This is a genomic window from Candidatus Eisenbacteria bacterium (assembly GCA_016867715.1).
In the GTDB taxonomy this organism is placed as follows: Bacteria; Orphanbacterota; Orphanbacteria; order Orphanbacterales; family Orphanbacteraceae; genus VGIW01.
The window spans coordinates 1-9,986 of the sequence record VGIW01000111.1 but is presented as its reverse complement, the minus strand read 5'-3'; the positions used below and the strand labels follow the sequence as shown (position 1 = coordinate 9,986).

The window sequence follows — 9,986 nt, the reverse complement described above, 5'->3', positions numbered from 1 at the left end:
AACGGTGCGACGAGAAGTGGAGCGTGGCGGCGGATCTTCTCCGGCGGCAGGAGTCGATCGAGGGGACGCACACGCGGAGCGCGAACCGGGCGGCGCTCGCGCTCCGGGCGTCCGCCTCGCTCGAGGAGGGCGCCGCGCTCCTCCGGGAGGCTCCCGAGCCGGGCGGCCTCGCGGGGGAGGACCTCGTTCTCTACCGCGGGCTCGTCGAGGAGAAGGCGCGCGCCTTCGAGGCGCGGGCGGCCGAGTGGCTCCTCTCGCTCCCGGACGCGTCCCCGGAAGTCGTTCCCGCGGACCTCTCCCTTCGCGGGGGAGAGGAGGCGGGACGCCGCGAAGGAGAGAACCGATGAGAACGCTTCTCCTCGTCCCGCTTCTTCTCGCTCTCGTCTCTCCCCTCCGCGCCGCCTCCCCCGGCTCGCCGGAGGAGACGACGCGCCGGCAAACGATCGACCTCGAAACCCTCACGATCGAGGGGAGAGTGCCGAGCCCGACGACCCTCTTCATTCGGGAGAGGACCGGAGGCCTCTTCTTCGAGCTCTTTCCGCTCCGGCGGGATCTTGCCGCCGCGGAGCTTCCGCCGATCGACAAGGCGGCCTTCGACAAGGAAACTTTATGTCTGATGGATCGACAGCGGCGCGGCTAGGACCCGAGGGTCCGGTTCGCGCGAAGGGAGTGACCGTCATGAAGAGATCGCTGGATTGCGTCCTGTTCGGGCTTCTCGCTGCGGCGGGCCGCGCGGCCGCGGAAGGGGTCTCCCTCGCCGGGGGGACCGCGCCCGCCGCCTCGGCCGGGGAGATCGGACGCCTTCTCCAGTTCGCCGGGAACGCGTTCTCGGGGGTCGGTGCGCCCTTCATGTGGGCGATCCTCCTCGTGAGCGCGTTCGCCGCCACCGTGACGATCGAGAAGGCGATCTTCCTCCACCGCGCCTCGCGGGGGGACCGGGATCTCTTCGACCACACGGCACGCCTCGTCAAGGATCGGAGGATCGAGGAAGCGCGGGCGGTGGCGGATCGGAGCCGGACTCCGTTCGGGCGCGTCGCGCGGAGCGTGCTCGGCGTGCGGCACGGCCATCGTCCGGAGGAGCTGCAGAGTCTTCTCGACGAGGCGTACCTCGGCGAGATCCCGGTCGTGCACCGGAGGATCTCGCTCCTCGCGGTCGCGGCGAACCTCGCGACGCTTCTCGGGCTTCTCGGCACGATCGTCGGGCTCATCATGGCCTTCGACGCGCTCGCGAACGTTCCCGCCGCGCAGCGGACGGCGGCGCTCGCCGCCGGCATCAGCGTGGCGATGGCGACGACCGGGCTCGGGCTCCTCGTCGCGATCCCGTCGCTCGCGGCGCACGGGCTTCTCGGCGCGCGCGCGGACCGGCTCGTCGAGGAGGCGGAGTCGAGGCTCGCCGTGCTCACGAACCTCCTTCAGGAGTGGAACCGGACGCCGCAAGCCGATCCGTACGAGGAATCGAAGACGGGCGTCCGCGCGCGCGAGGAGCGGCTCGTCGACTTCGTGGTCTCGGGGGATATGAAATGATCCCCGGACGGAAGACGCTTCCCAAGGACCGGACGGCGGATCTCGACATGGTTCCCTTGATGAACCTCTTCACCGTTCTCGTGCCGGTTCTCCTTCTCGCGGCGGTCTTCGCGAACATCACCGTGCTCGAGCTGGAGATCCCGCCGGCCGGGAGCGGGGAGAGCGGGATCGACGTCGCGCCGGAGGCGAGCGCGCTGAACCTCGTGGTCGTGGTCGCGGAGGCGGGCGTGACGGTCGGCGGAAGCGGCGGCTTCCTCCCGACGATCCTTCGCGAGGACGGGCCGATCGACCGGGGCGCGCTCGCGTCCCTTCTCGCGTCGGTTCGGCGCGAGCATCCGGAAGAGACGCGCGTCACCGTCGCCGCGGAGTCGGGGATCTCCTACGAGGAGGTCGTCGCGATCATGGATGTCTGCCGTGAGGGCGGCTTCGCGGAGATCGCCCTTTCGGCGCTGCACGAGCCCGGAGAGACGGGCGCGGGAGGGCCCCGATGATCGCCCGAAGCCGGATCCGAGGAAAGAGAAGCGGCGCGGGGATCCTGACCCTGACGTCCCTCGTCGACATTCTCACGATCCTTCTCATCTTTCTTCTCAAGTCGTTTTCGCCGGAGGGGGCGCTCCTCCACGCGGCGCAGGACCTCGAGCTTCCGGAGTCCTCGTCCCCCGAGGGGGTGCGGGAGGGGGACCTCGTGCTCGCGATCGCCGCCGACGGCGTCACGATCGGCGAGGACCGCGTCCTCGGCCGCGAAGAGATCCTCGCGGGGAGCGGGCTCTTTGTCCCCGGGCTCGGGGCCGCGCTCGCGGAGGCGGCGGGCGGGGATCCCGGCTCGCGGCGCCTTCTCATCGAAGGGGACCGGAGGGTTCCCTTCGCGGTCCTCTACCGCGTGTTGTTCACGTGTCATCAATCCGGCTATCAAGATCTCGCGCTCGCCGCGGTCGAGAAGGAGCCGGCGGGGGAGGGGAGACCATGAGCGCCGGATCGCTCGCGTCTCGGTCGGGGGAGTGGAGGGCGCTTGGACGGATCGCGCTCCTCTCGCTCGCCGCGCATCTCTCGCTCGGCGCCGTGATCGCGACGCGCGGGCGGACGGCGGAGTTCCCCATCGGCGTCTGGGGGATCGAGGATCCGAAGCCGCTCGCGCTCCGTCTCGCCGAGGAGCTTCCGGCGCCGCTCGAGCGCTTCCGCCCGCTTCCGCCGCGGATCGAGGAGACGCCCGCGAGCAGGAACCCGGGGCGGCGGAGCGGCGAGGAGCCGGCGCCCCCTCCGAAGGGACGGAAGAGCGGAGGGGGAGGGGGCGACCCGCTCGCCCGGGTCACCCAGATGGGGGTGCTCGGGCACCTCGGCGGGACAAACGAGGGGACGCGCGTCTCGTCCCTTGAAGGTGGAACGGTTCACGCATCAGATGGAATCGCGCAGCTTCTTCGCGGGGTCGGCGACGTGCGGAAGTCGACCGGCCTTCCCGCGCGCGGGGCCGCCGGGATCGGTTTCGGCGAGGGGGTGGGGAGCGGCTTCGGGGGCGGGGTCGCCACGCAGCGCGCCGAGGAGCTCGTCGCCTCGTTCGGGGACGGAGGCGGGCGGGCGATCATCCTCGAGGACCGAGGCGCGCTCGGGGGGAGCGGAGAGCTTCCGTATCTCGAGGGGGGCGGCTGCCGCGAAGAAGCGGAGATCGCGCGCGTCGTGCAGGGACATCGCGGGGGCGTGCGCGGCTGCTACAACCGGAGCCTTCTTCGGAACCCGGACCAGGAGGGAGAGATCGGCGTCCGCTTCGTGATCGACGCCTCGGGGCGGGTCGTGAGCGCCGAGATCCTCTCCCGCACCTTCCACGATCCGGAGATGGAGGCGTGCGTTCTCGAGCGGATGCGGGCGTGGATCTTCTCCCCCGAGGCGGGGTGCGAGACCGTCGTCCGCTATTCGTTCCACTTCTCCTCCGGGCCTTAGCCTGGATCATGCACGCGTTTCCTACTGCGGCCGCAGATCTCCCTCCGCGCTTCCGCGCTCCGGGAGCTTCCTCGGCGACCCGTCCCTCCGGGACGGGTGCCCGCCTCGGTCGCGCGAGAAGACGCCTGCAAGGCTTCCCTTCCGTCGCCGCTTCCTCAACAGGGACCCGTGGCGCGCTTGGATCTTGTCGCGACGGTTACGAGCGACAAGTCCTAGCGCGCCGGGGGGCCGGGGCTACGTTTCCGGGAGCGGCTCGTCCAGGTCGGCCTCTCGGCACGCGCTCCGCGTCCTCGCGACGAAAACGCGTGCATCATCCAGGCTAGCCGAGACCGACCTTCGCTCCGCCCGCCCGGGAAGGGCGCTCCTTCCCGGGCATCTTGCCTCCCGCGCGCTTCCCGCCTATACTCGGTCCGTCTTCGATTCTCGGATTCGACAGAGAAGGAGGGGGCCATGAAGGTCAGATGGCTCGGCCATTCGGCCGTATGGATCGCCGGGAGCCGGACGATCCTCATCGATCCGTTCCTCACGGGGAACCCGAAAGCGGCCGTTCGTCCCGAAGAGATCACCGCGCTCGACTTTCTCGTGCTCACGCACGCGCACGGCGATCACCTCGGGGACGCGTACCCGATCGCGAAGCGGACCGGCGCGACGGTCGTCTCGCTCTTCGAGGTGACAAGCGAAGCGGAGAAGCAGGGGATTCCGGTGGAGCCGATGAACATCGGGGGGAGCATCGTCTCCAAGGGCGTGCGCTTCAGCATGGTCGCGGCGATCCACACCGGACCGGTCTCGGGCATGATCATCGAGATGGACGGGAAAACCGTCTACCACATGGGAGACACCGGTCTTCTCTCCGACATGGGGCTACTTCCCGAGTTCTTCTCGATCGACGTCGCGTTCGTCCCGATCGGCGATCGCTTCACGATGGGGGCCGACTCGGCCGCCAAGGCGGTCGCGCTCTGCGGAGCCAAGACAGCGGTTCCGATCCACTACGGGACCTTCCCGATCCTGGATGCGACCGCGGACCGCTTCGTCGAGAAGGTGGGCGGACGGGCGAAGGTCCGCGTCCTCCGTCCGGGGGAGGAGCTCGCGGTCGGCTGACCGAGAGCTCTCGCCCGATGCGAACGTGAAACAGGTGCATTGACAAGTGGTTGAAGATGTGGACTCAAGTCGTTTCGAGGTATCGGGGAGAGGGCGGATCGCGCGAGAAGCCTCCCGCTTTTCGTTGGCGTTCCCGGACCTCCGGGAGTAGCTTTCGGGCGTTGTTTGGGGGATAGTCACGAAGGGTTTCTTCCTGTTCTCCCGGGGGGAGAGCGGAGCGATCGGCCCCTCGGCCAGGATCGGTCGAGAGGCGCAGATCGGTCGAGAGAAAGGGCGGTGAGGATCCATGACCTGCCAGACCTGCGGCAGCGCGAACGCCGTGGAGACTTGCTATCGGTGCGAGGCGTGGCTCTGCGAGGGCTGCGCTCAGGAATACGACGGCTACTATCTCTGCCAGGTCTGCTACGCGGAGGTGACCGGAGACTCCGTGGATCGACTCGACGACGACGATTTCGATTTCGAAGAGGACGAGGGGGCCTCCTCGGGAGTCGAGGAGGCGGAGCACGAATAGCGCCTCCCGCGGCGCGCCGGCGAGCGCGCGGGGCGCGGGGCGCGGGGCGCGGGACGAGCATGGACGATCGCATCGGGGATCAAAGGGGGAGGAACATGAAGAGCGTGACGCGGGCCGCCTGGGGTCTCGCCGCGTTTCTGCTTCTCTTCGGGGTTGGGCACGCGGGGCCGAAGACGGAGCAGTTCTGGAACGATCTCTTCAAGAAGTACTCGGGGGAGAGCCTGGTCTGTCTCCTCGACGACGTCACGGTGGACGTGGAGTACACCGGAGAGGTCGCGCGGCGCGATATTTCCGACACGGAGCGGGGCGGCCTCGCCGCGGACCGCGCGGCGGCGCTCGCGCTCGGATCGCGCTACACGACGACGAACCGCTACTCAAGACAGTTCGCCGTTCTCGACGAGGGGGGCGCGGCGGCGATGCGCGAGTACGCGGTCCCCTACCTCGCCGGGCAGGTGATCACGCACCACAGCCTCGAGATCGTGGGTCGCAAGGGGAATCGCGTTCCCGTGCCGGCGGATCGCATCCAGGTCCGCTCGGCCTATCCGGACGCGGGGGAGATTTATCAACGCGTAAAGGACCTTGTCTTCCGCCTCGAGGACCTGCCGATCCCGTGCGTCGTCACCCTGCACTACACGGTCGAGGGGGAGGAGGCGTTCGGCTTCCAGGATCGGGTCTTCGCATCGCGCCTTCCGACCTATCGGATGGAGATGAGCTACAACTTCCCCCAAAGCTACGCGATGCAAAACCCGTGGTGGTCGAACGCGCTGAAGAGCCTCCGGATCCAGGACCCGGAGCAGAAGAGCACTGCGACCGCGAGGGGAGAGGTGTTCCAATGGATCTGGCGGCAGAAGAACCTAAGGCCGGCGGTCCGGGAGCCCTTCGCGCCTCCTCTCGGCGACGTCATGCCGCGGATCGTGTTCAGCCCGAACTTCGAGGCGAACTGGTCGAAGGTCCTCGAGTGGTACGCGGAGGGGGTCACCCAAGCGCTCACCTTGGGAGGAAGCGACCGGATTCTCCGAGGGCTCGCCCGCGAAGCGATCGAGTCGTACGAGGCGGCGAAGCAGGTGGAGCGGAGGGTCGCCGAGGAGGCTCTCCGAGGAGGAGAGGCGGGCTCCCTTCCGGGAGAGGGAGCGGAGGAAGGGATGGCGGATTCGATGAGCGCGCCTCCCTCGGAAGAGCCGACCACCCAGAGGGAAGAGATCGCGGCGATCTATCGCTACGTGCAGGACCGCTACGAGGTCCTCGATCTGCCTTTGGGCCGCGACGGGTACTTCCCCAACCGGCCGGTCGATGTGTTCGATCTTCCTGAGATCGCGCCGAAGGACCTCGCCGGAATCCTCGTCGGGATGCTCCGCGTGGCCGAGGTCGAGGCGGACTTCGCGATCGTCTCCACGAACGAGCACGGTGCGGTGCGGACCGAGTTCCCGGCGCTCCTCCAGTTCGACCGCGCGCTCGCCGTGGCCCGTTCGGAAGGAGACGTCTTCTTCCTGGACCCGACGGACAAGGCGGCGGGGATCGAGGATCCGGCGGCGTCGATCGAAGGGCAGATGGTGCTCGTCGTCCGCGCGGGGGACGAGCCGGAGTGGCTTCCCGTTCCGGTCTCCTCGTCGAGCCGGAACGGCTGGGCTCTTGAGGGCGAGCTCTCCCGCGACGAGTCGGGCGCGTGGAAGAAGTCGATCGAGTGCGTGGGGCGCGGAGAGGCGAATCGGGTCTTCCGGGAGCGCTTCTACGTGGGCGGCGACGAGCGCGGGGAAGAAACGCGGCGCGTGTGGGCCGGCCAGAACTTCCCCGCCGGCTGCGCGCTCGGCGATTGGGCCGACACGCGCGGCCTCACGAACGAGGAGGACTACCGGTTCCGCGGCACGATCGCCTATCCGGCGGAGCTCGTCGAGGAGCGGGGGGACACGCTCGTCCTCTCCGCCGCTCTCTTCGGGCGGTCGGTTCCGCTCCAATACTTCGCGGTCGGCGACGCGCGCAGCCTTCCGATCCGCTTCGCGTTCGAGGAGAGAGGGGAGGAGAAGACGCGCTTCCGCGTGCCGGAAGGGTACGCGGTCGTTTCGCTCCCCGAGGAACAGGAGTACCGGAAGCCGTTCGGCAAGGTCCACATGACCTTCTCGCGCTTCGAAGGGACGATCGAGTACCTGATGGAGTACACGCTCGACGAGACCGAGCTTCCGGTCGAGGCGGCGCCCCAGCTCCGCGAGATGTTCGATCAGTTCCTCGCGAACGAGGGGAAGACGATCATTCTCCGCAAGCGGAGCGAGGAGGAGTTGGTGATCGGGGGGTAGATCGCTTTCGGCATCCGCTCGATTGTTCCCTTTGGGTTCAGAACGAGGCGCATCAACGGTGCAGCCCATCGGGCACCACCTGGCACCTGCGGGCGTCGCCGGTTTCGTACTCTCCGACGGTTCGATGTCGTCCGACCAGTCCTTCGAGGGCGAGGTCCTCACGATGCTGCTGGGATTCGGGACGGCGAAGGTGCCCACTCAAGAGAATGGATAGGGAGAGATGAACCACAGCGAGATCGTCAGCTTCCTCTGGGGTGTCGCGGACCTCATTCGCGACACCTTCAAGCGTGGTAAGTATCAGGACGTCATCCTCCCGCTCACGGTGCTACGCCGCCTTGATTGCGTGCTTGCGGATACGAAGGAGAGGGTGCTCGCGACGCAGGCCAAGCTCAAGGGCAAGGGTCTGGAGAACCTTGAGCGCGACCTCCGCACGGCGTCCGGCTTCGCCTTCTACAACACGTCCCGCTATGACTTCGAGAAGTTGCTCGCCGACGCGCCTCACCTTGCGGCCAACCTGCGCAACTACATCGCCGGGTTCAGCCCGAACATGCGCGAGGTGCTTGAGAAGTTCGACTTCGACAACACTACAGCCAAGCTCGACGAGGCGGGCCTGCTCTTCCAAGTCCTCGAGCGCTTCAAGAACGTCGACCTCCACCCGGACAAGATCGACAACCCGACGATGGGCACGATCTTCGAAGAGCTGATCCGCAAGTTCAACGAGGCGCTGAACGAGAACCCCGGCGAGCACTTCACGCCGCGCGATGTCGTGCACCTGATGGTGGACCTGATGCTCGCGGGCGACCAGGACCGTATCCGGCGCAAGGGGATCGTGTGCACGGTCTACGACCCTTGCTGCGGCTCGGGCGGCATGCTCATGATCACCAAGGAGCACATCACCATCGGCTGGCGCCGAAACGGCGAGATCATCCGGCCCGCGATCAACCCGGACGCCGAGATCCACCTCTTTGGGCAGGAGGTGAATCCCGAGACGTGGGCCGTCTCGAGGTCGGACCTTTACATGAAGGACCCGACCGGACGCGACGCGGACAACATTGCCTATGGCAGCGTCCTGTCCAACGACCGCCACGCGGGACGCGGTTTCGACTACCTGATCGCCAATCCGCCCTACGGCAAGGACTGGAAGCGCGACGAAGACGCCGTGCGCGCCGAGCACGAGCGTAGCGCCTCGGGCCGTTTCGCCCCTGGTCTTCCGCGGATCAGCGACGGCCAGCTTCTCTTCCTCTTGCACATGCTGGTCCACGCGAAGGAGCCGAAGGACGGCGGCTCGCGCGTCGCCATCATTATGAATGGCTCGCCGCTCTTCACGGGCGACGCCGGGAGCGGCGAGAGCGAGATCCGCCGCTTCATCCTCGAGCACGATTTGCTCGAAGCCCTGATCGCGCTCCCCGAGCAGCTCTTCTACAACACCGGCATCGCCACCTACGTGTGGGTCGTGACCAATCGGAAGCGCGCCGAGCGCAAGGGCAAGGTCCAGCTCATCGACGCGACCTCGTTCTGGGTCCCGATGCGCAAGAGCCTCGGCGACAAGCGACGCGAGATCCCGCCGGAAAAGGCGCGGGACATCGTGAAGCTCCTTACCGATTTCAAGGACGGTGGGACAGGGCGGATCACGAAAGACGGCAAGGAGGAAGAGGCGGTCGTCAGCCGCATCTTCCCGACCACGCATTTCGGCTTCCGCAAGATCACCGTCGAGCGGCCGCTCCGGCTCAACTTCCAGGCGAGTCCCGAGCGGGTCCCCCGGCTCGAGGAGGAGAGGGGATTCCAGGCCCTCGCGCAGTCGAAGAAGAAGGGCGCGGCAGGAGCGACGGAGCAGGCCGAGGGGCGCAAGCTCCAGGAAGCGATCCGTATCCTGGTGCGCGGGCTCCCAGGCACCCTGTTCAAGGATCGCACCGAGTTCGAGGGTGCGCTCCATGCGGCCACCCGGAAGGTGGGCATGAAGCTACCGGCGCCGACCCGCGAGGCGATCCTTTCGGCACTCTCGGAGCGCGACGAGACGGCGGCCATCTGCCGCGACGCCGACGGCAACCTCGAGCCCGATCCCGAGCTGCGCGACACCGAGAGCGTTCCGCTGCCCGGGGGCGACGGCCCTGTGGACACCGAAGGCGTGCCGGCCAGCGTTCGCGCTTTCTTCGAGCGCGAGGTGAGACCCCACGTCCCGGACGCCTGGATCGACACGGCCAAGCGCGACCCAAAGGACGGCCGCGTCGGCCTTATCGGCTACGAGATCAACTTCAACCGCTACTTCTACCGCTACACGCCGCCCCGCCCCCTCGAGGAGATCGAGTCCGACATCCGGGCCATCGAGGGCGACATCGTGCGGATGCTGGGGGAGGTGACGGGGGGGCGGGCGACGGAATGACTAAAAGTGTCGGCACTCGCGGATATGTGCCGACGTTTTGTGTTGACAGGAGCTGAGGTATAGCGCATATTGTCGGCATGTCAAAGAGCCGTGCCGACAAAACGCGCCATCACGAGGAACCCGACAAGCCTGCCGATAGGCTCCGCGCCGCCGGAATCACCGGGTTTTTCCGCCCGGTGCAGCTCGAGTCGGCTGGACTGACCCGCGACCAGCTCCCGGCCTTCCTCCGCTCCGGTGCCGTGGAGCGCATCGG

General features: G+C 67.8%; 10 protein-coding genes. All 10 read left to right on the top strand.

The window, feature by feature from the left end:
• The first annotated feature begins 23 nt into the window (after positions 1 to 23).
• The 10 genes from FJY73_13080 to FJY73_13035 all read left to right on the top strand — a co-directional run bounded on the left by FJY73_13080 (position 24) and on the right by FJY73_13035 (position 9,733).
• The gene (locus tag FJY73_13080; GenBank protein ID MBM3321590.1) at positions 24 to 347 is read left to right on the top strand and encodes a hypothetical protein; all 324 of its coding nucleotides are present in this window, start codon (positions 24 to 26) and stop codon (positions 345 to 347) included.
• Positions 344 to 640: a hypothetical protein gene (locus tag FJY73_13075; protein MBM3321589.1), complete on the top strand. Its 297-nt coding sequence runs from the start codon at positions 344 to 346 to the stop codon at positions 638 to 640. The genes FJY73_13080 and FJY73_13075 overlap by 4 nt, the downstream gene beginning before the upstream one ends.
• 38 nt (positions 641 to 678) lie before the next feature.
• Positions 679 to 1,524 carry a MotA/TolQ/ExbB proton channel family protein gene (locus FJY73_13070; GenBank protein ID MBM3321588.1) on the top strand — a complete coding sequence of 282 codons (846 nt, stop codon included), beginning with the start codon at positions 679 to 681 and terminating at the stop codon, positions 1,522 to 1,524.
• Positions 1,521 to 2,015 carry a biopolymer transporter ExbD gene (locus tag FJY73_13065; protein ID MBM3321587.1) on the top strand — a complete coding sequence of 165 codons (495 nt, stop codon included), beginning with the start codon at positions 1,521 to 1,523 and terminating at the stop codon, positions 2,013 to 2,015. The genes FJY73_13070 and FJY73_13065 overlap by 4 nt, the downstream gene beginning before the upstream one ends.
• The gene (locus tag FJY73_13060; GenBank protein MBM3321586.1) at positions 2,012 to 2,491 is read left to right on the top strand and encodes a biopolymer transporter ExbD; all 480 of its coding nucleotides are present in this window, start codon (positions 2,012 to 2,014) and stop codon (positions 2,489 to 2,491) included. Before FJY73_13065 ends, FJY73_13060 begins: the two co-directional genes overlap by 4 nt.
• Positions 2,488 to 3,456, top strand: a complete 969-nt coding sequence (locus FJY73_13055; GenBank protein MBM3321585.1) for a TonB family protein — start codon at positions 2,488 to 2,490, stop codon at positions 3,454 to 3,456. The genes FJY73_13060 and FJY73_13055 overlap by 4 nt, the downstream gene beginning before the upstream one ends.
• Before the next feature lie 450 nt (positions 3,457 to 3,906).
• The gene (locus FJY73_13050; protein MBM3321584.1) at positions 3,907 to 4,554 is read left to right on the top strand and encodes a metal-dependent hydrolase; all 648 of its coding nucleotides are present in this window, start codon (positions 3,907 to 3,909) and stop codon (positions 4,552 to 4,554) included.
• 286 nt (positions 4,555 to 4,840) lie between these two features.
• Positions 4,841 to 5,065, top strand: a complete 225-nt coding sequence (locus tag FJY73_13045) for a hypothetical protein (protein ID MBM3321583.1) — start codon at positions 4,841 to 4,843, stop codon at positions 5,063 to 5,065.
• Between the two features lie 95 nt (positions 5,066 to 5,160).
• On the top strand, positions 5,161 to 7,353 hold the full coding sequence (locus FJY73_13040) for a DUF3857 domain-containing protein (protein MBM3321582.1): 2,193 nt from the start codon (positions 5,161 to 5,163) through the stop codon (positions 7,351 to 7,353).
• A gap of 220 nt (positions 7,354 to 7,573) precedes the next feature.
• A complete protein-coding gene (locus tag FJY73_13035; protein ID MBM3321581.1) occupies positions 7,574 to 9,733 on the top strand; it encodes an SAM-dependent DNA methyltransferase in 2,160 nt (719 codons plus the stop codon).
• Positions 9,734 to 9,986: the final 253 nt, after the last annotated feature.

What these genes read in the sequence shown, in the direction of transcription:
- FJY73_13075 (MBM3321589.1), top strand. Translation starts at nt 344, where the DNA reads ATGAGAACGCTTCTCCTCGTCCCGCTTCTTCTCGCTCTCGTCTCTCCC.
- FJY73_13070 (MBM3321588.1), top strand. Translation starts at nt 679, where the DNA reads ATGAAGAGATCGCTGGATTGCGTCCTGTTCGGGCTTCTCGCTGCGGCG.
- FJY73_13065 (MBM3321587.1), top strand. Translation starts at nt 1,521, where the DNA reads ATGATCCCCGGACGGAAGACGCTTCCCAAGGACCGGACGGCGGATCTC.
- FJY73_13060 (MBM3321586.1), top strand. Translation starts at nt 2,012, where the DNA reads ATGATCGCCCGAAGCCGGATCCGAGGAAAGAGAAGCGGCGCGGGGATC.
- FJY73_13055 (MBM3321585.1), top strand. Translation starts at nt 2,488, where the DNA reads ATGAGCGCCGGATCGCTCGCGTCTCGGTCGGGGGAGTGGAGGGCGCTT.
- FJY73_13050 (MBM3321584.1), top strand. Translation starts at nt 3,907, where the DNA reads ATGAAGGTCAGATGGCTCGGCCATTCGGCCGTATGGATCGCCGGGAGC.
- FJY73_13045 (MBM3321583.1), top strand. Translation starts at nt 4,841, where the DNA reads ATGACCTGCCAGACCTGCGGCAGCGCGAACGCCGTGGAGACTTGCTAT.
- FJY73_13040 (MBM3321582.1), top strand. Translation starts at nt 5,161, where the DNA reads ATGAAGAGCGTGACGCGGGCCGCCTGGGGTCTCGCCGCGTTTCTGCTT.
- FJY73_13035 (MBM3321581.1), top strand. Translation starts at nt 7,574, where the DNA reads ATGAACCACAGCGAGATCGTCAGCTTCCTCTGGGGTGTCGCGGACCTC.